22 protein-coding genes are annotated in these 25684 nt (G+C 59.5%); 7 read left to right on the top strand and 15 right to left on the bottom strand.

The annotated features are described in order from the left end of the window. Positions 1-10: 10 nt before the first annotated feature. From IPM54_04525 to htpG, 8 genes are all read right to left on the bottom strand, one after another. Entirely contained in the window at positions 11-577 is a 567-nt protein-coding gene (locus IPM54_04525; GenBank protein MBK9259081.1) for a chemotaxis protein CheW, read from the bottom strand. An 18-nt stretch (positions 578-595) separates the two neighbouring features. Then, entirely contained in the window at positions 596-2065 is a 1470-nt protein-coding gene (locus tag IPM54_04520) for a methyl-accepting chemotaxis protein (GenBank protein MBK9259080.1), read from the bottom strand. Between the two features lie 51 nt (positions 2066-2116). Then, entirely contained in the window at positions 2117-3598 is a 1482-nt protein-coding gene (locus IPM54_04515; protein ID MBK9259079.1) for a methyltransferase domain-containing protein, read from the bottom strand. Beyond that, positions 3595-4074: a chemotaxis protein CheW gene (locus IPM54_04510; GenBank protein ID MBK9259078.1), complete on the bottom strand. Its 480-nt coding sequence runs from the start codon at positions 4072-4074 to the stop codon at positions 3595-3597. Before IPM54_04510 ends, IPM54_04515 begins: the two co-directional genes overlap by 4 nt. 181 nt (positions 4075-4255) lie before the next feature. Continuing rightward, the gene (locus IPM54_04505) at positions 4256-5437 is read right to left on the bottom strand and encodes a response regulator (protein ID MBK9259077.1); all 1182 of its coding nucleotides are present in this window, start codon (positions 5435-5437) and stop codon (positions 4256-4258) included. A 470-nt stretch (positions 5438-5907) separates the two neighbouring features. Next, a complete protein-coding gene (locus IPM54_04500; protein MBK9259076.1) occupies positions 5908-7602 on the bottom strand; it encodes an NAD(P)H-hydrate dehydratase in 1695 nt (564 codons plus the stop codon). A 15-nt stretch (positions 7603-7617) separates the two neighbouring features. Then, positions 7618-8355 carry a pyridoxine 5'-phosphate synthase gene (locus IPM54_04495; protein ID MBK9259075.1) on the bottom strand — a complete coding sequence of 246 codons (738 nt, stop codon included), beginning with the start codon at positions 8353-8355 and terminating at the stop codon, positions 7618-7620. A gap of 74 nt (positions 8356-8429) precedes the next feature. Then, complete coding sequence (gene htpG / locus IPM54_04490; protein ID MBK9259074.1) at positions 8430-10376, bottom strand: molecular chaperone HtpG; 1947 nt, start codon at positions 10374-10376, stop codon at positions 8430-8432. A 165-nt stretch (positions 10377-10541) separates the two neighbouring features. Between htpG and hemB the strand changes: the two genes are divergently transcribed. Both hemB and IPM54_04480 read left to right on the top strand, forming a co-directional pair. Then, the gene (gene hemB / locus IPM54_04485; GenBank protein ID MBK9259073.1) at positions 10542-11537 is read left to right on the top strand and encodes a porphobilinogen synthase; all 996 of its coding nucleotides are present in this window, start codon (positions 10542-10544) and stop codon (positions 11535-11537) included. Further along, positions 11525-12013, top strand: coding sequence for a hypothetical protein (locus tag IPM54_04480; protein ID MBK9259072.1), 489 nt, complete (start codon positions 11525-11527; stop codon positions 12011-12013). Before hemB ends, IPM54_04480 begins: the two co-directional genes overlap by 13 nt. A gap of 61 nt (positions 12014-12074) precedes the next feature. Here the strand turns inward: IPM54_04480 and IPM54_04475 are convergent, their stop codons facing one another. Next, positions 12075-12380, bottom strand: a complete 306-nt coding sequence (locus tag IPM54_04475) for a hypothetical protein (protein MBK9259071.1) — start codon at positions 12378-12380, stop codon at positions 12075-12077. A gap of 130 nt (positions 12381-12510) precedes the next feature. On the opposite strand from IPM54_04475, the gene IPM54_04470 reads away from it, so the two are divergent. Together IPM54_04470 and IPM54_04465 are read left to right on the top strand one after the other, a co-directional pair. Beyond that, positions 12511-14310, top strand: coding sequence for a DUF4215 domain-containing protein (locus IPM54_04470; protein ID MBK9259070.1), 1800 nt, complete (start codon positions 12511-12513; stop codon positions 14308-14310). A 125-nt stretch (positions 14311-14435) separates the two neighbouring features. Then, complete coding sequence (locus tag IPM54_04465) at positions 14436-14819, top strand: hypothetical protein (protein ID MBK9259069.1); 384 nt, start codon at positions 14436-14438, stop codon at positions 14817-14819. 6 nt (positions 14820-14825) lie between these two features. On the opposite strand, the gene IPM54_04460 is transcribed toward IPM54_04465, so the two are convergent. The 3 genes from IPM54_04460 to IPM54_04450 all read right to left on the bottom strand — a co-directional run bounded on the left by IPM54_04460 (position 14826) and on the right by IPM54_04450 (position 17069). Further along, positions 14826-15752, bottom strand: coding sequence for a serine/threonine protein kinase (locus IPM54_04460; GenBank protein ID MBK9259068.1), 927 nt, complete (start codon positions 15750-15752; stop codon positions 14826-14828). Between the two features lie 91 nt (positions 15753-15843). Further along, positions 15844-16254, bottom strand: a complete 411-nt coding sequence (locus tag IPM54_04455; GenBank protein ID MBK9259067.1) for a hypothetical protein — start codon at positions 16252-16254, stop codon at positions 15844-15846. Then, complete coding sequence (locus IPM54_04450; protein MBK9259066.1) at positions 16251-17069, bottom strand: hypothetical protein; 819 nt, start codon at positions 17067-17069, stop codon at positions 16251-16253. Before IPM54_04450 ends, IPM54_04455 begins: the two co-directional genes overlap by 4 nt. Before the next feature lie 115 nt (positions 17070-17184). Here IPM54_04450 and IPM54_04445 point away from each other — a divergent pair, with 115 nt between their 5' ends. The 3 genes from IPM54_04445 (at position 17185) to IPM54_04435 (ending at position 20335) form a co-directional block, all read left to right on the top strand. Continuing rightward, complete coding sequence (locus IPM54_04445; GenBank protein ID MBK9259065.1) at positions 17185-17574, top strand: BlaI/MecI/CopY family transcriptional regulator; 390 nt, start codon at positions 17185-17187, stop codon at positions 17572-17574. Next, positions 17571-19532, top strand: coding sequence for a peptidoglycan DD-metalloendopeptidase family protein (locus IPM54_04440; protein MBK9259064.1), 1962 nt, complete (start codon positions 17571-17573; stop codon positions 19530-19532). The genes IPM54_04445 and IPM54_04440 overlap by 4 nt, the downstream gene beginning before the upstream one ends. A 134-nt stretch (positions 19533-19666) precedes the next feature. Beyond that, positions 19667-20335, top strand: coding sequence for a hypothetical protein (locus IPM54_04435; protein ID MBK9259063.1), 669 nt, complete (start codon positions 19667-19669; stop codon positions 20333-20335). 4 nt (positions 20336-20339) lie between these two features. Here the strand turns inward: IPM54_04435 and IPM54_04430 are convergent, their stop codons facing one another. The 3 genes from IPM54_04430 to IPM54_04420 are packed head-to-tail and all read right to left on the bottom strand — an operon-like array spanning position 20340 to position 25398. Beyond that, on the bottom strand, positions 20340-22199 hold the full coding sequence (locus tag IPM54_04430) for an ABC transporter ATP-binding protein (GenBank protein ID MBK9259062.1): 1860 nt from the start codon (positions 22197-22199) through the stop codon (positions 20340-20342). Further along, complete coding sequence (locus IPM54_04425; GenBank protein ID MBK9259061.1) at positions 22196-24001, bottom strand: ABC transporter ATP-binding protein; 1806 nt, start codon at positions 23999-24001, stop codon at positions 22196-22198. The genes IPM54_04430 and IPM54_04425 overlap by 4 nt, the downstream gene beginning before the upstream one ends. Then, on the bottom strand, positions 24001-25398 hold the full coding sequence (locus IPM54_04420; GenBank protein ID MBK9259060.1) for a KOW motif-containing protein: 1398 nt from the start codon (positions 25396-25398) through the stop codon (positions 24001-24003). Before IPM54_04420 ends, IPM54_04425 begins: the two co-directional genes overlap by 1 nt. Positions 25399-25684: the final 286 nt, after the last annotated feature.

Below are 25684 nucleotides of genomic sequence, written 5' to 3'. Positions count from 1 at the left end.
TTTCCGCTCGTCACGACGATTCCTCGCTGAGCGACAACTGCGCGCCACCCGTCGCCAATGCCACCAGCGCGGGCATTTCGAGTAGCTCGCGCACCGTCCCATCGCGTACGAACACGGCGCGCATGTGAGCTTTCACGTCGCCTGGTCGCTCGACGGCCCGAAGTTCTTCCGGTTTTATCGTCAAGCACGCGTCTATCGTATCGAACACGAACGCTAGCGCATCCCGCCCAGGCGTGAGAACCAGCCACCGACATGCCGTCGATGCGCCCATTGCATCGCCGAGCAACATGCCAAGATGATATGCTGCGTGCAGTTGTCCACGAATGCCGATGATACCGAGACAACCTGGTTTCAATCGAGGCAATGGCACGATTTTCGGACAACGAAGAATGCCAGCGACCTCGGACAACCGCACCCCGCATTGAATCGCGCCAACACGAACGGCCAGAACCAGTTCTCCCGATTCTTCAATGACGGTTGCTGGATCGGCAAACGATTGATCGAAGGCTCGTCGAAGCACTTCAGCCTGGGCCCTAAAACCTCCGTGCTCATCGAATAACTCGGTCACATTGGCCATGATCGTTCCCCGTATTCGTCAAGCCGCCTGGCGTTCGATGAGCTGCACGAGCTCGGTCGACAAACCCGACAAGTCGCTGGCCGTTTTTTGCACCTGCGAGGAGCTCGCTTCGGTTTCCCGCGCGGTTTGCGTCACGTCGACCATCGCGCCGCTGACCTGCTCCATGGCGCTCGATTGCTGTTTCGTCGACAATTCGATTTCGCGTGCGGCTTGCATCGTCATGGAGACATGATCCACGATACGCTGAAAACTTTCCGTCACGTCGACGAAACGTCGCGCCCCACTTTCGACGGCTTTGGCCCCGTCTTCCGTCGCCATGACCGTCGTATTGGCGGAGCTGCGGATTTCTTCGATGAGGCGCCGAATGTCTTTCGTCGCGGTGGCTACGCGGTCCGCGAGTTTACGAATTTCCCCCGCGACGACGCCGAATCGTTTGCCATTGTCCCCCGCACCAATGGCCTCGATCGTCGCATTGAGCGCCAAGATATTCGTCTGTTCGGCCAGTTCGGTGATGATTTCCAAAATCCCACCGATGTCTTGCGATTTCTTCCCGAGCGACAACATATGGCCCACGATTTGATCGACCTGTCGGCGTACCAGATCAATCGCTTCTTGTGCACTTTGGACCGTTTGATCGCCGACTTTGGCCGCATCGTTCATTTCACTGGCCACCTGCGTCACCCGCTGCGCATTTTCCGCAATCTGCCGCGAAGTCGATACCAGTTCCCGCACCGTCGTGGATACTTCGGTGGTCGCCGCTGCTTGCTCCTTCGCCCCTTTCAATTGTTGATTCGACGCCGCTTCGAGCTCGGCCGATGCACTGCGCAAGCTTTGCACGGCGGCTCCAATGCTCCGTCCAATTCCCCGCACGATGAAAAACGCCACGGCAGCCACCAAAACGATGGCCATGATCGTACCGCCAATCAGAATTCGAATGAGCTGCGCAGATGCCGTTTCATTGTCCACCGCGCGCTGATGCAAAATTTCTTTTTCCTCCTCGACCATCTCTGCAACGATTTTGTTGATCTCATCCGTTAATTTTTTCCCCTTGCCGGTAAGAAGGAGCTGCGCCGATGCCTCGAGCCCGTCGCTTCTCCGCACTTTTACATTCTCCTCGGCAAACGCTACACGGTCGTTCGCGGCCGGTTGCAATGCGTCGAGTCTACGCTGTTGACGTGCGTTGTCGTTCGTCAAGTCGCGAAGATGATCATATTTTTTCTTCCAGCCCGCGATTCCATTCGTGTAGGGCTCCAAAAATTCATCCTTGCCCGTAATGATGAATCCTCGCTGTCCCCGCTCGATGTCTTGCAGGTCCGAAAGCATCGCCGAAATCGTACTCAACACGTCGTTGGAGCGCGTGACCATGTAGCTCGATTGCATCAGCCGCTGCGTGCTTTCATAAGCAACCCCGCCGAGCGCCATCAAGATGACGACGGGTATCAAGAATCCCAACGCTATTTGCTGCCCAATGGTCCACGACTTCGTCATCGCCTACTCCCTGTTTGTCGCGACACATTCGCATCGCGCGAAACACCAACATCAAACTTTGCGCGCCATCATTCGCCCGCGGCATAACCCGAGCAATGCATTTCGAGAAAAACCACCACCGAACAAGGCAATTCTTTCGGGATCCTCGTGTTCCAAGCGACGCTCGGCCTCCTCGAGCGCGCTTTGCCCGCCATCGGCATCCCCCGTACGGTGCAGCAAAAGGCCCAGCCGCAAATGCGCAATGCCGAAACGCGGGTCGATGCGCGCGGCTTCCCGATAATGCCGCTCCGCCGAATCGAATGCCCGCTGATGCTCACGACACGCACCCAGCAAGCAATGCGCTTCCGGCTGACAATGCCCCGCCGCTAGCAGAGCGTGACAAACACTTTCAATTTCCTCGAATGACCCGCGCGCCATTGCGACCACTGCGCCATACAGCCTGATCCGAGGATCCGCGGGCATTTCGCCGAGCGCCACGAAAGCTTCGTCGAAACGTTCCATTTCGATGAGGGACAAGATGCGATGGCGCTCCATGACGAGGTGTCGCTCGCCCTCCCGCGCATGAAGACGCGGCAGTCCCGTGTCCCGACGCGAAGTCGAAGACGGCCTGCCGTGCGCCGTCGATTCGCTCACCACCGTCCTTTCGTTGATTGCGGTCATGCCCGTAGGCGTGTTGCGTCGCGCCGGTTGATCGTTCCGCTGAAGGGGTAAATCTGGCGGCGGACGACGTTCGACGCTTCGATCGGCGTTTTGGCGGCGATAATAAAAAACATTGCCGGCATGCACGAGGTCGAAATCGTGGGGAATGCCCCGCAACGTTTCGCTGTGCCCCAAAAACAAGTGTCCGCCGGGCGTGAGGACATGCGAAAAACGAGCGATGAGATCGGCCCATGCGCGCGGCGACAAATAAATCCCAACATTTCGACAAAAAATCACATCGAATGCACCCGGTGCCCAAAAGTCGTTATCGACCTCGAATAAATTGCGCTCTTCGAAGTGCACACGGCCTCGAAAACGTTTGTCGAGCTCGTACATATCGCCGCGCCGGTGGAAACAAGCTTCGCGTACATTCGGCGGCGTCGCCCGCAGCGACCACGCCGAATACGTCGCACTTCGTGCTTTGCGAATCGCCGCCGCACTGACGTCCACACCCACGATCGAAACCCGACTCGATATCGCTTCCCCGAGCGCATCGATAGCAATCGCCAGCGAATATGCCTCTTCCCCCGATGCACAACCGGCCGACAAGATGCGAATCGATTCCAAATTGATATTCTTCGACGAACCATCCAGGAGCAAATGACGAACCAGGTATTCGATTTGTGCAGGCTCCCGGAAAAAGTACGTCTCGCCAATCACGAGACTCTCGGCGAGTTGACGCAATCGATTCATTCGCGAATCGACGGCGTTGGGGAGCTGCCCATGCCTATTCCACGACGACGACAATCGCTGCCGCAAGTCGACCGTCGGCGCAAAACCATATTGTGCTTCGAGCAACGCTTCCAACCAGCCGAGGTCGGGCTGCGTCGTCATTGCTCGCCAGCACCGAGCGCCGTCATGGCATGCCACGTGTCCTCGGACAAAAGCCGCCCCGCCTCGAGCATCACCAATACGGAACGATCGAGCACCCCAATACGAGCTACGTCACGCGGAAGAGCCTCGGACAATAGCCCTGGGGTCGCATCCAGACGATGCATATCGATGATATCCGTTCCCAATACCTCTTCGACGGCGAGAACCGCCCGGCGCTCGCCTACCCGCACCAATACGAAACGCTTCGGCGGCAATAACTCGCTCGACCCCAGCAGCATGTCCATCGCCAATACCGGCGTGACTTCCCCACGAACGATCGACATGCCCATAATGAATCGAGGCGCCCCAACGACAGCCTGAATCGGCAATGGACGCATCACCTCGATCACGAATTGCGCCGGCAATGCACATACCCACGTACGAACGCGCACCATCAAGACAGCCAAACTTTTCCGCTCTTCCGGGTCGTTCTTCATGTTCGGTTGTAATTGTAATTTATAAAACGCTCAAACATTTGTTGCATACGCATGGACGAATGGGTTTCCAGGTAACATCACAACTCGTCAGAGTGCACACAAACAAGAGCATGGGCTGTATGCATTGCTACACCGATCGCCGCGCCCGAGCGGCGGTTTGGAAGAACAAACAGGTGCGTCATCATCTCGTCTTGCTGCCCGAGCGCATCGCGATGGACGTGAGCGCCTCGATGCGCGGCATGAGCTCGTCCGGCGAGAAAAACATCCGCAGTGCCTCGCGCAACGCGGGAAGAGTTCGGGCCAAGTCGGCGCAGTCCATCCTTTGCGGATCGATGCTCATGCGACCAAGCGCCTTCGCCAGCGTGTCGCGAGCAAGCTGCGTATTGAGACCCATGGCGGACGCAGCTTCGACGAAGAGCGGATTGAGCTCCTTCGGCTGTGAGCGAGTCGCTCCCGTGGAGTAGGGCATTGGACTTGGCAAAGGAGCGTATGGGCTCGGCGGTGCACGGCGCGTCGAGTCTTGCGGCGATGATCTACGCGCGTTCGACGAACCGATGTTGCTCACTGCATCCGGTGGAGCCGGTGATGTTCGTCCTCCGCGAAGCACCCTGCGAACTCGTGAACGAATGACGTCGCGCGTGTCCGTTTTGTGCACGAACGCATCGGCACCGGCATCGCGCGCCGCACGCTCGACCGTGAGATCGTCGGTTCCTGTGAGCATGATGATCGGCGTCGATTCACACGCAGGAGCTTGTCGAATCCGCCGCAACGTCTCGAGGCCATCGATGTCGGGCATGTGCCGGTCGATCACGACGCAGTCGATCGTTTGAACAGCAAGTATTTCGAGCGCCGCCGTTCCCGAGTGCGCAAGCACGACGTCATGACCGTCTTCGCGAAGCAATTTTGCGAGGTACTGAAGGAAGGTGGGACTGTCATCGACGACGAGAATCCTGCGGCAAGCGATGACGGGCATCTCGAGCTGTTCATGGCCGCGACGCGCTCGGCAAAGATCACGAACACGACCGATGAAGTACGCGATGTTGTAGGGTTTGCCCACGTATTCATCGGCGCCCATGCTCAAGCCGCGCACGCGATCTCGAATCTCCGCTTCCGCCGACAGCATGATGACCGGCGTGTCGGCATGTGGCGTAGCGTCACGCACTCGTCGCAGGAGCTCCACGCCATCGCCGTCGGGGAGCATCACGTCCAGGACGATCGCGGAATAGGACTGCTTGTCGAGCAACTCTTCTGCGGCTCGCTTGGTTTCGCAGACGGTCACGTCAAACCCCGCTGCAGTGAGCGATCCACGAAGGTCCATTCGGACAATCATACTATCGTCGACCACGAGGATATGCGGCTTCATTGGCTAATCTCACCTGTCAAACGCGTCGAAAAATATCGTTCCGTAACGCGATGTGACCGCGGCATTTTCGCAGCAATCGCCGAAATCTCGGTGGTTTTCCACCTACCTGCGCACGGCAACTCGTCATCGAATTGCATGCACCAGCAAGATTGCTGCATGCCCCTCCACTACCACAGATTGATCTGCCTTGTCGCCTTCCGGATGGTGATTGAAAAAAAACTCATCAGTCAATGAACTGACGACGTTTGTCTTCGTACACTCGTCCTTGGGAATGAGCGTCAACGCCTTGACGAATGGGGCGTCGCTTATGGCCTGGCCCCTACGACTGGTGGATTTTCCGCATCGAGGCCGCGCTCTGGATGAAAGAACTGTCTCGAATCTCGCAATGTCGTCGCCTACGGTTCGAGATACGCTCGGCAAAAGGAGCGTACACTGGAAGGCCGTCGCGTCAATTCAATGTTATTCGATGCTCATTCCGATGCGACGAAGCGTTCGACCATGCCAAACCGCTCCAGCGGATCGCTTCCCCGCACGAGATCCGCAATGATTCCGGGTACTTCGTCCGGTATTTCGCCGGCAAAAAGCCCGCGATCACAGCCCGTCCGCGCACGCCAGCGATCGCCCGCGAGCGCATGCACGAGCACGCCTGCGCACGCCGCTTCCTCGGCAGGCAAACCACACGCAAACGCCGCAGTGATGCCCGTGAGCACGTCGCCGGATCCCGCCGTCGCCAATGCAGGATTACCCGCCATGCAAATGAAGAGCCGCCCGTCCGGCGTCGCAATGATCGTCCGTGCACCCTTCAGAACCACGGTCGCTTTCGTCAGCGCCACCGCTTCACGTACCGCGCCAAACCTGTCTTGCTCAATGGCTGCCGCACTTCTTCCAAGCAGTCGCCCAAGCTCGCCCGGATGCGGCGTCAACACCAAATTCCCCCGCGCTTTTGCCAATACCTCCGGGCGCCCCACGAAATGCGTAATCGCATCCGCGTCGACCACTTTGAACCCGTCCCAACCAAGAACGACGTGATCCACCGCGGCGCGTGCATCCGGCCCCAATCCAAAACCCGGACCAATCGCCACGGTACGCCGCCCCGCGAGTGCCGCGTCCAGCGACTTCACGATGTCCTGCGGATCGATCCGCGCCGTCATCACCTCCACGACGCGAGATTCGAGCGATTTCGCGGCATCGGGCCACGTGCAAATGGTGACGAGCCCCGCGCCTGCGCGCATGGCAGCGCGCGCCGTCAGCAGCGACGCTCCAAGTTTCCCCGGAGAGCCCGCAATCACCAAAACATCACCCGCTTTGTGCTTGTGCAAATTCGCTTCGCGCGGCCCAAAGTAGGAACCCACGGTTTCACGCCGCAACACTTCGGCCACATGACCCACGTGTGCCAAAATGGGCGGATCCGGAACGCCCAAATCGACGACGTGGACATTTCCCGCAAGACGCGCGCCTTCGGGCGTGAGCATTCCAATTTTCAAATGCGCAAATGTAACGGTATCGTCAGCTCGAACGACCACACCAAGCGGCGCTCCGCTGTCCGCGTCGAGCCCCGATGGAATGTCGAGCGCCACGCGTCGCGCCGGGGATTCGTTGAGCACGGCAATGACATCGGCCAAGTGACCCGTAATGGGCCGGTCGAGTCCCGTGCCAAAAATCGCATCGATGACGAAATCAGCACGGCTCAGCGCCGCGTGTAATGGATCCAAGCTCGAATCCGGAGGTAATTCGAAAAAGCGCCCGCCAAGGTCGATGTATGCATCGTGATTGATGCGCGCATCACCCATTACTTTTTCACTTTTTCCCGCAAGATACACTTCGACTTCGGCACCTCGCGCAAGCAAATGGCGCGCTACGACAAACCCGTCCCCACCATTATTTCCCGTACCACACACCACGACGACGCGCGCTTCGAGCGGATACGTAGCCGGTTGCCCCGGGCTGCGTACGTGACGAACCGGGAACGACCGAGCTCGCGCCGAAACGGCTTCCGGTGTCCCTCGCTTCGCGGGACGACACGAGTGCTCCTGAATCATCGCAGAAAGCACGTCCGCCGCGCCGCGTCCCGCATTCTCCATCAGCACGACGCCAGGAACGTGACAAGCCTCGATCGCATATTTATCGAACGCGCGCATTTGCGCACGCGTAAGGACGGGAATCATAATGAATTCTCCGGGTCAGGAAGCCCTTCGGCTGCGAAGGATGGCGTCACGCAAGTCCCGAACGGCACGGTCGAGACCCAAAAAGACGGCATCGGCAATCACCGAATGCCCAATGTTCACTTCGACGATTTCAGGGATCGCCACGACCGGTCCGACGTTATGCCGCGTCAAACCATGCCCCGCGGCAACCTCGAGTCCCAATGCATGCCCGCGAGCCGCCGCGCGCTGTAGACGCCCGAGCTCTTCAATGGACCGCGCACCCGACGCATGACAATATTCGCCCGTGTGCAGCTCGATTTGCGCAACCCCCAATGCCTTCGACGCTTCGACCACGGCTTCGTCGGCATTGATGAACAAACTCAGCTTGATGCCTTTTTCTCGAGCCATGGCCGCCACGGCTTCAATGGCGCCACGTTGCCCCAGGACATCGAGTCCCCCTTCGGTCGTCCGTTCTTGCCGACGTTCGGGCACGAGCGTAATGACGTCGGGACAAACCCGTTCGGCAATGCGCAACATTTCGTCCGTCGCGCCCATTTCCAAATTCAGTAGTGTCTGAATGGACGCACGCAAGCGCACGACGTCGTCGTCATTGATGTGCCGACGATCTTCGCGCAAATGAGCCGTAATGCCATCGGCTCCGGCAGCTTCGCAAAGCGATGCTGCAAAAACGGGATCGGGATACCGCGTGCCGCGTGCATTGCGCACCGTCGCCACGTGGTCGATGTTGATGTGGAGCCGAACGGACATGGTCATCGATTTTTCTACGGCAAGCTCAGCCTCGTCCATCCCGAAGCGCCGGAACGGACGAGGCCGAGTCGTGGACTTCGTCAGCTCTGCGTTCCCACGGCAGCGGAGCTTGCCTGCGTGAGAAGATCCTGAATGTTGCGAACGAGTTTGGCGGGGTCGAGCACCACACCTTCGGCCAAAAGCGCCTGTTCGTAGAGCATTTCGGCCATGAGTCCAACCCTCGCCGATTCGGCTTCGCGTTCGGCGAGCGTATTGATGTTCTTGACGATGGGGCTATCCGGATTCAATTCGAGAATGCGTTTCGCATTCGGCGCATCCTCGCCCATGATGCGCATGATGCGCTCCATGTTCACGCCCATGTCTCCTTCGGCCGCGACGAGACAACTTGCGCTGTTCGTCAGACGCCTCGAAGCACGCACGTCTTTGACCCGATCACCGAGCGTCTTTTTGACGGCAGAGACCGCAGCCTTGATTTCTTCCGCCGCTTTTTCGGTGTCTTTCTTTTCTTCGTCACCGAGGTCGATGTCGCCGTGGGCAATGCTGCGCAGCTTGCGCTTTTCGTATTCGTGAGTGGACTGGACGAACCATTCGTCGACCGGATCGGTCAAGAAGATCACGTCGAATCCGCGCTTCTTGAAGGCTTCGACGTGCGGGCTTTGCTCGAGCGATTTCCGCGAAGGACCGGTGATGTAATAAATTTCTTTTTGCGCCTCGGGCATCGCTGCGACGTATTGCGCAAGGGAAATCAATTCACCGTCGGGGGTATTCATGGAATCGAACCGGCAAAGCTCGGCGATCGCGTCGCGATTTTTCCAATCGATCGAGACGCCTTCTTTGATGACTTTGCCGTATTCGCGCCAAATCGTCTTGTACTTGTCCGCGTCGGATTCGGCGATCTCTTTGAGCGCCTTCAGCACTTGCTTGGTCACCTGCTGTTCGATTTGCTTGACGGCTTTGTCTTCCTGAAGCATTTCGCGCGAAACGTTCAGCGACAAATCTTCGGAATCCACGACACCTCGGAGGAATCGCAGATAAATCGGGACGACCTTGTCGCAATCTTCGACGATGAGCACGCGCTTGGCATAGAGCCGAACGCCATGACGATTGCGCTGGAAAAGGTCCGGCGGCGCTTTTTCCGGCATGTAAAGCAATGCTTGGAACTGCACCGGCGCGTCGATCGACAAGTGCAAATGCCAGAGGGGTTTTTCCCCTTCGTAGCCGCCCGTCACGTGCCGGTAAAACTCGGCGTGTTGTTCTTCGGTGACTTGCGACTTCGGCAGCGTCCAAAGAGCGGCCTTGCGGTTGGCGAGCTCCTCGTTGACGAGAATCGGAAAGTGGACGAAATCCGAGTACTTGCGGATGATTTCTTTCACGCGCCACGCCTTCGTGTAGTCGCGTGCGTCGTCCTTCAGGTGCAGCGTGATCTTCGTCCCCGGGTGCGGTTTGTCGCCGGGGAGCACGGTAAACGTGCCGCTGCCCGTCGAACGCCACAGAACCGGTTCGGCTCCGTGCTGCATCGAGCGAGTTTCGACGTCGACGCGCGAGGCCACCATGAACGCGGCGTAAAAACCAACGCCGAACTGCCCAATCAGCTCGACGCGATCGCCCTTGTCACGCGAAGCCTTGAGCGCATCAGCGTGAGCCTTCAAAAATTCGAGCGATCCGCTCTTGGCGATGGTGCCGAGGTTCTGAACGACCTCGTCGCGCGTCATGCCGATGCCGTTGTCTTCGATGGTGAGCGTGCGCGCCTCGTCGTCGAGCTTGATGACGATCGTTGGTTCTCCAACTTGTTCCGACGCGTCCTTGTGCGTGAGCTGAAAGAACCGCGCCTTGTCGAGCGCATCGGACGCGTTCGAGATGAGCTCGCGAAGGAAGACTTCTTGGTTCGCGTAGAGCGAGTTGATGACGAGGGACAGAACCTGCTGGACTTCCGCCTGAAACGGCAGCTCTACCGCAGGGGAAGAGGCAGTCGGTTGAGCAGCAGACGGCTCGACCGGGTCGGTTGTCGGTGTGGGTTCTTGGGTCATGGTGATGGTCCTTTGAAGGTAGGGCGCTCGTCGGGCCCGTACCTGGTTCAGTCGAGGCGCCGACGAAATGGATCCGGAACGGCAAATTCGCAATACCCCCCTGTACACATTTTGCAGAGTGTGAAGAAACCCTGACGATACGAGCCGAAGCGGCCCAAACCAGCTATGCTCGCGGCCGTGTTTCCCAACGAACGCCCTCGAAGGTTGCGCCGGTCGCCGGCGATGCGAGCTTTGGTCCGAGAAACGACGCTTTCGCCGTCGGATCTCATCTTACCGCTGTTCTTCCACGAGCTGCTCGACGCGCCACGGCCCGTAGGAACGATGCCTGGCGTGTACCAGCTCCCGACATCGGCGGCGGCCGAACAGGCGCGCCTTGCCCGGTCCCTGGGCCTTGGCGGGGTGCTTTTGTTCGGGCTTCCGAAGACCAAGGATGCGTCGGGCTCGAGCGCGTACGATCCGAACGGTCCGGTGCCGCGAGCGGTTTCGGCGATGAAGGATGTGGCGCCGGAGCTTTTGGTCATCACGGACGTGTGCGTGGACGAATACACGGAACACGGGCACTGCGGGATCCTTGCGCCGGGCCCTCGAGGTGAGATGGAGGTCGACAACGACGCGACGCTGGATGTGCTGGCGAAAGCGGCGCTCGTGCATGCGCGCGCGGGCGCGGACGTGGTGGCTCCGAGCGACATGATGGACGGACGCGTGGGTGCGATTCGCCGCGCGCTGGATGGTGAAGGTTTGTCCGGAACATCCATCCTGTCGTACGCGGTCAAATACGCGTCGAGCTTTTACGGGCCGTTCCGAGAAGCTGCGGACTGTGCGCCGAAGTTCGGTGATCGAGCGGGTTATCAGATGGATCCGTCGAACAGCCGCGAGGCTTTGCGCGAAGCGCGTCTCGATGAAGAAGAAGGCGCAGACATGTTGATGGTGAAGCCTGCGCTGCCGTACTTGGACGTGGTTGCGCGAGTGCGGGCTGCGTCGACGTTGCCGCTCGGGGCGTACAACGTGAGTGGAGAATACGCGATGATCAAGGCTGCATCGGCGGCGGGGATGATCGACGAAAGGCGGGCGGTGATCGAGCTGCTCACGTCGATCAGGCGCGCGGGCGCGGATTTCGTGTTGACGTACCACGCGGTGGATGCAGCACGATGGCTCGGTTGACGTCACATTGTTTGTGGTCAAACGTGTTTGTCTTGGCGTGTTGCCTGGTTGTTTCGGGTTGCAACGCCATCAACGCCCTTGGGCCGAATTGCGACCGTTCGGCGACGACGAATCCGCCCGTGAAGTACATCGAAGGGACGACGGAAGACGGGGTGTACATGAGCTCGCCGTGGGCGGGCGAGCTGCTTTGGTTTCCGGGCGGGATGCGGTACGAGATCGTGCACGGCCTTGGGGAAGTGCCGCGTTTCGTGGATTTGTGGCTGTCGTTCAATCAGTGCGGGACGAAGGCGGGCACGGTGGCGCTAGCGGCGGGCAATCAGGCGGAGGTGCGCACGATTGACCAGGACAAACTGGTAATCGTGAATGGGAGCTGTGTGGACTATTGGCTGCTCGTGGTGGCGGGCACAGGAGCGAGCGGGGCGGCTCCGCCGGAGATGGGAGCGAGCGTGAGTGATGGAGCGTGCGCCGACGAGTGAGGTGGGATTCAGCTTGGTTCGGTGAAGACGTCGGCGAGTGAGGAACGGATTGCCAAGACAATCACCCCGCGGCGGAATCGCGTCTTGCGCTTGCGGCTTCGAGGCGCGCGGGTTCTTTGCGATCCGATAACAATCCAATCGCGCCGAGCAGCCCCCCGGTCCCGGTCACGATGGCCGGAAGTGGCGTTGGTATTGCGGTCAAAATGCCGACAATCAATCCTTTTCCAATGGCGACGCCCCATTCGTCTTTGTACGCGTAACGCTGCAAAAGAATACACGGGATCGTCAATATGACCGCCACGAGGACGGATACCGTCGCGGCGGTCGCGAGATCCGAGGCGGTCAGCATCAGGTCGACGACAACCATCGCAAACGCGACCAAGGGGTGGAGACCGAGCTGCCGGAGAACGCGCATGCGCGAAATTATTGCTGACCTTGCGAAGAGCGTCAAGGGACGGATCTTGACAGCAGGCTGGAATTTCGCGTAGAGCGCGGACATGATGAAACGCCCTCGATTTCGGTCAGTCCGAAAACTGGTACCCGGAGCTGCCGGCTTGCTGATGTTCGTGTCGCAGATGCCCGATGCTCATGCGGTAAATCTATTTTCCAATGCTGACATGGAGAACTGCCCGGCCATGCCGCACAATACGCCGCCTGCCGGCTGGGGCAATTCGTCCACGTCTCTTGGAGCCGATTGCAATTTCTGGGCAACCGGAACCGATCCTGGTCTGCACCTGGGGATGCGTTCGCCACGTCTGCAATGGACCCATTTCGAGGGCATGACGCAAAGCGTACCTACTACGCCCGGACAAACGTACTGGGTCAGTTTTTACGTGGCGGGCAATGGTGGGTTTGCGGAAATTCGATATGACGCGTACAACGGAGCGATCATTGCATCGGTGCCGATTTTGCCCAACACGGGTTACTCGCTCGTCACGGGAAGTTTCGTTGCATCGGCCGCGACGACCACCATTTACATTGGCGCAAACCTGACGACCAATGCGACGGGAGACGCGCGCATCGACGAGGCTTGCATGTCGACGATCGCCGCGGATTGTGGCGCCATAGGTCCCGCATGTGGAGACGGCAATGTGGATGCGGGCGAAGTTTGCGACGACGGAAATACCGCGAGCGGCGACGGATGCAATGCTACCTGTTCGTCCGACGAAACCTGCGGGAACGCCATCGTCGACACGGGCGAAGTTTGCGACGACGGGAATACCTCGAGCGGCGATGGATGCAATGCTACCTGTTCGTCCGACGAAACTTGCGGCAATGCCATCGTCGACATGGGCGAAGTCTGCGACGACGGAAATACCTCGAGCGGCGATGGATGCAATGCTACCTGTTCGTCCGACGAAACTTGCGGCAATGCTGTCGTCGATATGGGCGAGGTTTGCGACGACGGAAATACCTCGAGCGGCGATGGATGCAACGCCACCTGTTCGTCTGACGAAACCTGCGGCAACGCTATCGTCGATATGGGCGAGGTTTGCGACGACGGAAACATCGTCAATGGGGATGGTTGCAGCTCGACCTGTTCATCGAATGAAACTTGCGGCAATGGTGTGGTCGACGATGGTGAACGATGCGACGACGGCAATAACGTCGGCGGCGATGGATGCAGCGCCGAATGCGCATCCGATGAAACCTGCGGCAATGGAACGCTCGATACCATCACAGGAGAAGCGTGCGACGACGGCAATAACGTCGACGGCGATGGTTGTCAGGGCAACTGCAAGCTTCCGGCTTGCGGAGACAACATCAAAGACTCCGCAGAAATTTGCGATGATGGCAATACGATGAGCGGCGACGGATGCAATGCAACGTGTTCGTCCGACGAAAGCTGTGGCAATGGGATCCTCGATACCGCCGCCGGTGAAGCTTGCGACGACGCCAATACGCAAGATGGTGACGGATGCCAGGCCAATTGTGCACTCCCGTCTTGTGGTGATGGCATCAAAGACACGGCCGAAGTATGCGACGACGGCAATACGGCGAGCGGCGATGGCTGCAATGCAACGTGCATCTCGGACGAATCCTGCGGCAATGGCATTCTCGATTCAGCCGCGGGGGAAACGTGTGACGATGCCAATACGATGGACGGCGATGGTTGCGACTCCAGGTGCACTTTTACCGAAGAACCACCAGGCAATCCAAGCGACCCCATCGAGCAAGGAAGTTGCGCGTGCGTTGCGGCAGGTTCCGGCCTGGATTCATCCAATGGATTCGCTTGGGCCATGACGATGCTCGGTCTCGCTGGCTTGGCGAGGAAACGTCGAGTTGCGCGGCGATAATGCATTGTAACTCGGCTCCGGTGTGTCAATCGTCGCTGACATTCGGCGCCGGAGCCGTGGATTTTGCGAATCTCCCATCGTCGTGCTAGTAGTCGCCCACCGAATTCTGTGGTAGGAGCCTGCGCATGAGCTTTACACGCAAAGTCAAGGCCGGTACATGCACCAGCCGAGTCGCCGTCAGCTACCGTGCAGAGTTTGTCAGTGAAGAGCGGATCCGGCTGAATCTCGATACCACCGCGGATACGGCCCTATGTCAGCTACGCATCTACGACCGTACGGGCAAGGTCATCGCCGAGCGAGTCATTCGGTCCATCCCCGCGTCGCTCGAATTCACGGCGAAGGCAACAGGCCGTTACGAAATGGAACTATCGACCGTGGGCACCGGTACGAACCAGGTGAATCGAGCGTTCACGTGGAGCGATTGGGACCGAGATTTCAGCGGCGGCGCCGATAACGCGCGAATGTTGCCCGATGGGATCATCGCCATCGCATTTCTCACCGTGACCTGAGCCTCTTCACGTTTTGGCCAGCAGCGACGACAAGGCGAGAGCGGCATCGCCAGCAGTCGGCCACCGGGCATCGGCGTCGTGGGCCGTGCATTTGGAGAACCAATCATCGAAGCCTGGGGGCAAATGCCGAGCATATTCGCCGGCGCGCTCGGAGGCCAGCTCGCGGGGCTGCAATGCGGCCTTTTGCAGGTAATCGGCTGGCACGTCACCCCAATAAAGATCAATGTGGCGGCCCGTGAGAAGCTCGAACGCAATCATTCCGAGCCCCCATACATCGCTCGTGGGTCCGACTCCCCTGGCAATGGTGAAGCCCATTTTTGCGGCGAGCGTGCGCAATCTGCCCCCGAATTGTTCGGGCGCACTGTAGCTGGGTGTGCCGATGCTCGTGGCTGTCTGGCTGCGGGCGTCTTCCATGAATCGAGCAATGCCAAAGTCGAGGAGCTTGAGGCGTGAACGCCCCCTGTGATCCTGATAGACCATGACGTTCGCAGGATTGACGTCGCGATGGATGACGCCCGATGCGTGGGCCGCGTCGAGCCCGTCGGCGAGCTGGTTGATCAATGAATCCACTTCGGGCCAAGCCATTGCACCGCGATCATCGATTCGCGCGCGCAGCGATTCGCCAGGGCATAGCTCCAGCGCCAAAAATGGTACGCCGAGGGATTCCACGACCCCCGCTTCGTACACCGTGACGATGTTGGGATGTGCAGGGATTCGTCCCGCCGTACGCGCTTCCATGACGAAATGCCTGACGGCCTCCTCGTCCACCAGCATGCGTGGCCGGATGATTTTCAACGCGACCTGACGCCGGATCCTCGCCTGCGTCGCGCGGTAGACGTAGGCCATGCCTCCACTACCAATGAGCTCGTCGATTCGGTAGGTGTCGGCAACGACCTCGCCAGGCTTCAGCACACCGGTGGACTCGTCTGTCATGGCGGCGAGGTTATCACGACATCGAGGAGGGAAGCTATGCAACCTCGAGCTTGATTGGTTGCTTCATGTCAAATGATGCGAGCCGAACCGATCACGGCAGCGTCACTCGCTCGGTTCGCACCTGCGTGACCACCGTTCCTGCAGACGTCAGCACAGGCCGCCCGACCTCGATGTCGACATGCTCGTGCGACAATCCCGCCCGCTTTAACATCGAAACCAATTCGTCAGGCGAAGCCAAAAGGCCAAGCGTCGATGCCCGTTCACGATATCGACGAAATGCATCCTGCGTTTCGGGCTCTAGCTTTTCCGTATCGACGAATTCACCCGATGGCGCTCGAATTCGGACTTCCACGGGTAAATTCGGCTGTACGTACATCGCAAATCCGCACAGCTCCCACGGATTCACATTCCAATACGTGACCAAAAGCCGCTGCAGCGCCGGCCAGCACGAAAGGAGGACCAGCGTAAAAAACACGATCCGGCGACGCGCAGCGAAACTCAATGGAAGCCTCCCGGTACGAGCGCCAATCGGCCTCCAATCGCCAATAGCTCGATGGGCACGACGAGCCACAACCATCGCGCACGAAATCGAGCGTTCGTCACGGGTAAGAGAAGCGCAACCATGATGATTCCGAAAACGCCTTCACGCGCTACGACTTCAATCCCAGCGATCAGAAATAGCGCCACGATCGCAGCAGCTTTTCGCATTGGCGCGCGCGAAGTCAACAAACCGATGCCAACGGCGATTTCCAAAATCCACACGAAATGACTCATCACCATGAGCGAGGTGCTGCCCAAAAATGGACCGCCGGTCCGATATGCATGTCGCTCGGCGCGGTCCGTCATCCACCCGAATGCTTGCCAAAATCGTGGCGAATGCCCAATTTCATGGGCCAAAAGTTGCCCGTTCGTCCACGTCCCCCCGAGAAGCTTCTGCACTCCGGACCAAAAAAGAACAATCGCTCCGAGATAGCGAAAACCATCCGCCATGGTCACCCGTTCAGTGGGAATCTCGGTATCGAAAATGGCTCCGATGAGCAGTGCGATGCAAAGTACATAGCCGTGGTTTGGAATGGTTGGAAACAAAAGCGCAGACGCAAACGAGCACAGGAGAAACGAAGCGACCCGTGCAGTGCGATGAAAAACGGCAACAATACCGCTGATCCAAAGGGCCACCGCAAGTCCGACCTTCAGCGCATCGGGATGCGCAACGGCAGCAACGGTGCCAAAGACGGCCGCATGCATCGGCAAGTATCGAGCTACCAGCACCGAAGCAGGCTGCGGCTCGATCACGTTCTGGCCAAGACCACGGAGCATCCACGCACGAGCCTACCGGAAGACCATGCAGCTTGCACGCATGTTTTGTAGCATCCAAACAAAGTACGAATTTTTTCGTTGACATCTACGAATACCTTCGTAGACTGGCGTGGCCATGGTGAGAAACGCATTGCCGACGGATGCCGAATTACAAATCTTGTCCGTGCTTTGGCGTCGGGGACCTTCGACGGTTCGCGATGTGCACGAGGCGCTCTTTGCGGTGCAAGACACGGGTTATACGACGGTGCTCAAGCTGATGCAGATCATGGCGCAAAAAGGGTTTGTCGAACGTGACGAGACAAACCGAAGCCATGTGTATCGAGCCGCCATTTCGGAAGAGCAAGCGCAGCAGGGGCTTTTGGGGCAGCTCATGAACAAGGCATTTTCCGGCTCCGCAAAGCAGCTCGTCATGCGCGCGCTGTCCATGCAACCTGCAAGCCGAACCGAGCTCGACGAAATCCGCGCAATGCTCGATGAGATGGAAGCTCGGAGGGCGAAGAAATGATTTCCTTGCTCGCCAATTCCGATTTCGTCCGAGCTCTTTTGACGACGCTCTTGCATTTCATTTGGCAAGGTGTCGTCATTGCCGCTGCGCTTTGGATCGTCTTGGCCATTCTTCCGAAGCGGGATTCGAGCGCGCGGCACGCGGCTGCATGCACCGCGCTTTTGCTCATGGCCGCGGCACCCGTCGCGACGTTTTTCGCTATCGATCCAGGCCAACCCGGCGCTTCGATCGACATGGCAACGACAATCGAATTCGACCTCGCCGCGACCGCGCAACCTTCCCTGGCGGAGGTCGTCACGGTTGCCATGCTCGCTACATGGCTCGCTGGCGTCATCGCCATGTCATTGCGTCTTTTTGGCGGCTTATGGCATTTGCGATCGATCATTCGGCATCACGCTTCGATGCTCGACGCCGCGTTGACATCGCGCCTCGAACAGCTCGCGCGCCGAATGGACATCGGACGGCGCGTTCGCTTCATGCAATCGACTTACATCGACGTCCCAATGACCGTGGGATGGCTCCGGCCGATTGTTTTGATTCCATGCTCGGTCTTGTCCAGCATGCCCCCATTGCAACTCGATGCAATCATCGCGCACGAGCTCTCACATATCCGGCGCCACGATTATCTGGTCAATCTTCTACAATCGATCCTGGAGGCCGTACTTTTTTATCATCCGTGCGTATTTTGGGTATCGAACCAAGTGCGTGCGGAGCGTGAATGCTGCTGTGATGATACCGCCGTTGCGCTTGGATACGATCCATTGCTTTACGCTCGAGCATTGACGGAGCTCGAAGCACTTCGGTCACGAAATACGATGCCGGCATTGGCATCGACGGGAGGCTCGCTGATGACACGAATCAAACGAATTGTTCAATCGACCCCGCCGGCCCGAGGATCGGCACGTACGCTGCTTGCGCCGGCGCTGGTCATGGGCACGGTGGTCGCATTGACGATGGCGGGACTTGCAGCGTGCGGGGCCGCGACCGATGAAGTGCAAAAAGCCGAGGAAACGCCCAATGCGAGCGCTGCTCGAGCGATTGGCATTCGGTGGTTGCCACCCGTGCTCGATCCTTGGAAGCCGCTCATTCTTGCGGCCGCATCGCGCCACAATATCGATCCGGATGCGCTGGCCATCATGATGCTGATCGAATCCTCGGGCAATCCAGAAGCGCAAAGCCCGTCGGGAGCCGTGGGGCTCATGCAAATCATGCCGAAAACGGGCGAATCGATCGCAAAAGAACGCAATCTGTCGAACTTTTCGCTTGCACAATTAAAAGAACCCGAAACGAACGTCGATTTCGGCGCATGGTACCTTGCTCGACAAGTCGACGCATTTGGCAAAGACAAGGATCCTGCGGAATCGATCGAGCTTGCGGCAGCCGCATACAATGGCGGAACCGAGCGTGTGCGAGCGTATATTGCGGGCGCGAAGACGCTCTCCGAAGAAACCACGCAATACAAAGCACTCGTCGCGGGCATGTACAGCGAACGCAGCGCAGATCAATCGAATACGTATCGAGCATGGCGAGAGCGAATCAGGCAGCGCGCAGCGCAGCGCGCGACGCCCCCGGTCACGGGCGCACGCGTGACCATGCCATATGGCGAAGCGACGAATCCGTTCAGCGGAAAGCGGGAGAAGCATGCGGGGATCGATTTGGCAAAAGACGCGGGCACGCCGGTCGTAGCGCCGCTCGGTGGCAGGGTGCGAAGCGCCGCTGCCGACGGCGACCGCGGCAACGCCGTGGTGCTCGATCATGGCAATGGACTCGAAACGAGGTTTCACCATTTGGGTGACGTGGCGGTAACGCCAGGACAAACCATTGCGAAGGGCGACAAGATTGGCACGGTGGGATCGACCGGGAAGTCGACGGGACCGCACGTGCACTTCGAGGTGCGGGATCAGGGCGAGCCGATCGATCCGAGCGGATATGTCTCGGCGAGCGAAACGACGCCGTAACGAGCGCGCCGATCCCCTTCCCTATCGCGCTCCCAGCAACATCCTTCCTTCCAAGACACCCAGAACAGTCCTACCATCGCTTCATGCCCGAGCCCCGCGCGAGTTCACGAGGCGCATGGAATAGGCTTCCGATCATGGGTCAAACCGAACGCCAAGATGCCGAAGGCGAACCAAGAAAAACCGCTCGTGCGGTGATTGGCGACGTCGGTGCTGCCGTGCAAAGCAGCGTCGCACCCGTCGCGGATCGCGTGGGCAGCGCCATTCGTTCCGGCGTGGGGAGCGTCGAACGCGCCCTCGATGACCCGGCGACGTCTCAGGCCAATGAATTGGTCGAAAAAGCGAACTTGCCAGAAATCTCGGGTGAAGCCCCCTTGGTTTCGCTCAGCATACGCCTCGATCGAGAAGCCGACTTTTGGCGCGGCATCTCGATGCGGCAATTGTCACGCGCAGCCTGGATGGATCGATTGTCGATCACGAGCAACGTGGTTTTGCTCATTGGCATCGTGGTTTTGTCGGCCATCGCCGCGTTTCGCGCCATGTTCGCGAGCGACGCGGCTCTGCACGTGAGCGCGCTGCTCGGAGTCGCCGCACTGCTCCTGGTCATGGGAAGTCTGACCATTCAGCGCGCGACCGCAAAGGTTCGTCAGGGCCAGCTCGATGTGATGCGCGAAGCCCTTGCGCGAAGCGACTTGGCCGAAGCGCGCATCCATCGCCTTGCGGCGCTCATCGAAATGCGAGTGACCGATCCCGAACAGTATCGAACGGCTCTGCGCGAGCTCGAAGGCGACATGCGCGGCGCTTGATGCGTCACTCCGCCGCGACGTTCGCTTGTTCATCCCTGCCAAACTGCAACTGATAGAGCTTCGCGTAAGCGCCGCCCTGCGCCAAGAGCGCCTCGTGACTGCCTTGCTCGACGACGCGCCCCTTGTGAAACACCACAATGCGATCGACGGCTCGAATCGTGGACAACCGATGCGCAATGATGAGCGCGGAGCGGCCCTGCATTGCCGCCCAAACAGCCGCCTGCAAACGAGCTTCGGTGTCGCTGTCGATGTTCGCCGTCGCTTCGTCGAGCACCAAAATGGGCGGATCTCGATAAAGCGCCCGTGCAAACGCTATCAATTGACGCTCGCCCGCCGAAAAGTTCGACCCGCGTTCTTCCACCTTCGCGTCGATTCCACCCTCACGCCGCTCGAAAAGGTCGAGTGCTCCGATGCGCTCGAGCGCACGCGTCACCCGCCCGCGATCGATCTCGATGTCCCCTGCTGCGATATTCGACGCAATCGTTCCCGGGAAAAGAAACACTTCTTGCGGCACGACGGCGAAGTTGCGACGCAGCTCGTCTCTCGGCGTCGCCTGAACCTCGCGGCCGAAAACCTTGACCACGCCTTCCTTCACCTCGTAAAGGCGCAATAGGATCGACGCGACAGTGGTTTTGCCCGCACCCGTAGCTCCAACGAGCGCGATTTTTTCGCCACGTCGAGCACGAATCGAGACGTCCTTCAAAATGGGAACATTCGGTTTGTACTCAAAGGAAACTCGTTCGAGCTCAAAGGCAATGTCGGAAGTGCCATTAGGCGCGGCTGGGGTCGTGACCGGCGCATCTTCCTCGGTGTTCTCGAAGAGCTGGAAAATTCGTTCAGCTCCCGCCATCGCCGACTGAAGCTGCGTAAAACGAGCCGACAAGTCGCGGATCGGAACGAAGAATTTGTCGATGTACTGGACAAACGCGAAGAGCGTTCCGAACGACACCTGAGATTGAATCGATCGACCACCGAAGTACCAAAGCATCGTGGCAATGCAGAGCGTGTTGACGAGCTCGATGGCCGCGTCGAGCGTCGCGTCGAAGATGATCGACTGGTTGTTCGCTTGCCGATACGCGTCGTTGATCTGATCGAACTCCGCCGCCGCTTTTTCCTCGCGTGCGTACGCTTGCACGACGGCCATGCCCGAAATCTGTTCGTTGAGGTACGCGTTCATGCGCGCCGTCGTCGAACGGATCCGACGAAACGCGTCACGCAATCGTTTGCGCGTCCAGTTGACGAGCAGCGCAACGGGCGGAAGCGCGATGAACGCGATGAGAGCCAAACGCCAATCGAGCAAGAGCATCGCGGCAACGATGCCCACGAGCTTGACGAGATCGCCGATCGCGTTGAACGCGCCCGAGGCAAACACTTCGTTGATCGCATCGACGTCGTTCGTCACGCGCGTGACGAGGCGCCCTACGGGTGTGCGATCGAAAAACGCTAGCTTTCGCGTGTGCAGGAACTTGAAAACATGCGCGCGCAGATCTCCCATCGCACGCGCACCCGCGAGCTGCATGAGGTAGATCTGCGGAAAGCCGAGCGATTGCTCGAGGATGCTGAGCCCGAGCAAGAGCGCCCCGTAGCTGGCAAACGTGGTGAATCCACCGGGCAAGTCGAGCGCGTCGAAAGCTTGACGAGTCACCAGCGGCGAGAGAATCGACACCGCCGAGTTGATGATGAGCAGTCCGAGCGACAACGCGATAGGCCCCGCATGCGGGCGCATGAACGGCCACAGCGAGCGCAACATGCGCAGGTCGTAACCTTCGCGAAGTCCGTCCTCTTCGTGGAATCGGGCCAGCGCTTTCTCGGCACGCGTCTTACCAGCAGGCGCGGCCCCACCGTTTCGAACGTTCGCCGTCATGCGACCTGCGCCTCCATGATCGACGACGGAATGTCTTCGGCTCCGAACTCCGCGAGTTTCGCTTCGATTTCTTGTTCCTCGGCAAACGATGCGTACACGCCACCTGCAACCACGAGCTCGTCGTGCGTCCCCTCTTCGACGACTCGACCACGCTCGAGCACGACGATGCGGTCACATCTTTTCGCCGCAGCCACGCGATGCGTGATGAGCACCATGGTGCACTTCGCCGCCTGCCTTTCGATCGCACCGAGGATCGCCGCTTCCGTCTTCGCATCCACGGCGGAGAGAGGATCGTCGAGCACGAGCACGCGTGGCTCACGAAGCAGCGCTCGCGCGAGCGCAATGCGCTGACGTTGCCCGCCCGATAATTGCACGCCGCGCTCACCGACGACCGTGTCGAACCCATCGGGCAAACCCTCGATTTCGTCGAGCACTCCAGCCTCGGATGCAGCAGCGCGAATCTTCGCCATGGCCTCAGGCGAGTCTGCATCGTCGAGCACGTAGCCGATGTTTTGCGCAACCGTCGTGGAGAAAAGAAACGCATCCTGTTGCGCGTATCCAATGCTCCGACGAACCGTCTCCACGGGTAGATCGCACACATCTGCGTCGTCGAGAAAAATGGAACGTTTTGGCGTCGGAAGAAGTCGCGGAAGCAGCGTTGCCACGGTGCTCTTGCCCGAACCCGTGCGACCTACGATGGCAAGCGATTTACCCGCAGGAACCTCGAAAGATACGCCATCGAGCACCTTGCGATCGCCGTACGCGAACGACAATCCCTCGACGCGAAGCGAACCTTTCACGGAAGAGGGCGCAGGAAGGGGTCCGTCGACGACCTCGGGCACCGCTTCGAAGATTTGATGAAGCCGTGCGTAGCTCGCGCGCCCGCGTTGAACGATCGACGTGACGAACCCAATCGCGAGCATGGGCCAGACGAGCCGACCAAGAGCGAGGTGGAACGAAAGGAACTCTCCCTTCGACATCTCTTTGTGAAACACGAGATGCCCGCCGTAGAAAAACACGACGAGCATACCTACGGTGAGCACCGCGCCCATGATGGGCTGCATCGATCCGCGCAGTCGGGCAAGCGACAAGCTCTTCGCGATGTAGTCGTCGTTTGCCGCGCGAAACGTCGTCTTCTCTGCTTCTTCGAGCGCAAACGAACGCACGACGCGCACACCCGCGAGGCTCGCAAGAACGCGATCGCTCATCTTGCCAAGCGCTTCCTGGTTCTGGCGCATGCGCTGAAACATGCGCGTCGAGAACGAGCGCGTGACGAGCATCAAGAGCGGTAGCGTGATGAGCGACGCGAGTGTGAGGCGTACGCTGTTGCTGAGCATCACGAAGATGGCGCTGCCGAACGCAAGCACCGCATTGACGACATTGAGGATGCCGAACCCCAAGAGCAGGCGCACTTGCTGCAGATCACTCGTCGCGCGACTCATGATGTCGCCAGTCGGCATCTTACGGAAAAAGGCGGGGCCGAGCTTGTGCAGGTGATCGAGCAGCGCAGCTCGCAGCTCGTACTCGACGTTGCGTCCGCCGGTGAACATCGTGATTCGCGATGCGACTCGAACGACGAACGCCGCGATGCTGACGACGAGGATGAAGATCGCATCGCGAACGGCGGCATCTGCGAGCGCAGCTTCAGCAGCGTTGACGGCATCGCGAACGAGGAAGTCGCGACGTGCCATGAGAAACTGCTGCGCCGCGAGGAACGCAGCTCCGGCCGCGTAGAGGCCCAAGTTGCGGCGAAACTGCGCGCCGAGGCCGACGACGTACTTCGGGCGATGTTCGGACGGCATTAGCGCGCCTTTGGCGTAGCGGGCTTGCGATGCGAGCTTTGAAGTGCCGGTCGTTCGCGCGCATCCGGCACGAGGACGAGATCCGTGGTGTCGATACGCGTCGAGAGCAGGCCGAGCATGACGCGCGCTCCACCGCGCCCGTCCAGCTCGTTCACAACGCCGATTTTCTCGGCGAATGCGCCACGCAAAACGCGCACACGTGCACCTTTTTCGATGGTCGTGGGCGAAGGAGCCGAAGAGGTTTGGATTGAAATACGCGACGGTTGCTCGGGTCCGTGCTCGACGGGGGCCACGGGGCGCGGACGCGGCGTCGTTTCGCCTTGCTCACGCCCTCGCCCCGCCGGCGTTGCAGCGGCTTTCTTTGGTTCGGCATCCCGAACCTCACGCCGTTCGCGATCCCCCGCAGCCGCAGAGCCGGGTTTGAAGAGCGAGTCGAGCTGTGGACGCCGCGGACCTCCGGGTCCACGACCAAAGCCCGGTCCGTGATGCCGCGGATGTTCATTTTCGCCGCGCGCTCGCGCTTCGGAAAGCGATCGCTCACGAGCTGCCGCTTGCTCGGCACGCCACTTCTCCGTTTGCGCTTCGACTTCGGCATGTGTCCGAGCACGTTCACGCTCGATGCCTTCCAAGCGTCGATCGAGCGCGATGTGATCGTTTTGTCGCGACCAACTCACGAGCACGTAGATCGGAGCGAGCGCGATGAGCGCGTCTTCGAGTTGTTCGCCAATCGTATCGACGTGTTCGAGCGCAACGTCGCGAGGCACCGACCAGCCGATCCAAAGAGGAACCTGTCCTTCCGCGGCACGTTCGAGCATCGTCTCGATCACCGCTGGCGTGGCTGCATGCGCGGCAATGCGTTCGTCCCCGACTCCAATGGCAAACTCGTCGGGTAGCGCATGTAGTGCTGTCGTGAGCTCGGCCGAAAGTGCTTGGACGCCTTCACGCGCTTCGGCCTTCGCCGAAAGACGCGCGCGCAAGTTGTCGATGTCGACCTGCGCCTCGGGATGCACGGCGAAACACACCTCGACGCGCAGCGAGTCCAGCCGGAGGGCGAGAAATGCATGACGAGCAAACGGGCTCGGATCATCGATGGCGGCCGAGATCGTTCGACCAGCATCGAGGAGCCGATCAAGCTCGTCTCTGGCGACGCGGTCACGCGAAAAAAACACCCACTGACAGTCGACGCGACTCTTGTTGCGCAGTGTCGGGTGCTCGTCCGATCCATGCACGTCGACGCTGATTCCGAGCGCAGCGAGACGAGCGACAACGGCACGCGCCCACGAAAGAAAGCGCTGTTTGACTTCGAGACGCGGACGCGAATATGCCTTCGACGTCGCCTTTTCGGGCGCGTAGGCGTCGAAGTCCGTGACCGACAGATGCAGAGGAACGTGGCTCATCGCGTGGTTTCAATGATCTCGCTGTCGTTGCGCGCGAAATTGGCCTGCGATCGCGATTGACGAAGCAGGCCGCCCCGCCCCTTGTAGCACTCTCGAAACTACACGCGACACATCGTCATGGGCGCGTACCGATTGGAGCGCAGGCAACACGCTGCGACCCTTGGGAATCCGAGGTGCAATTCGCCAAGCACGATTTTCCTCGGGACGGAGAAAATCAGGCCTCTTGACCCGAGAAGGGCACATGCCACCCTGACTTCCACGCGATCGCGCTCGTACTACGGCACGA

The sequence above is a fragment of the Polyangiaceae bacterium genome (assembly GCA_016715885.1).
GTDB lineage: Bacteria > Myxococcota_A > Polyangia > Polyangiales > Polyangiaceae > Polyangium.
Note: the sequence above shows the minus strand (reverse complement) of the source record. Positions and strands in the feature narration are given on the sequence as shown.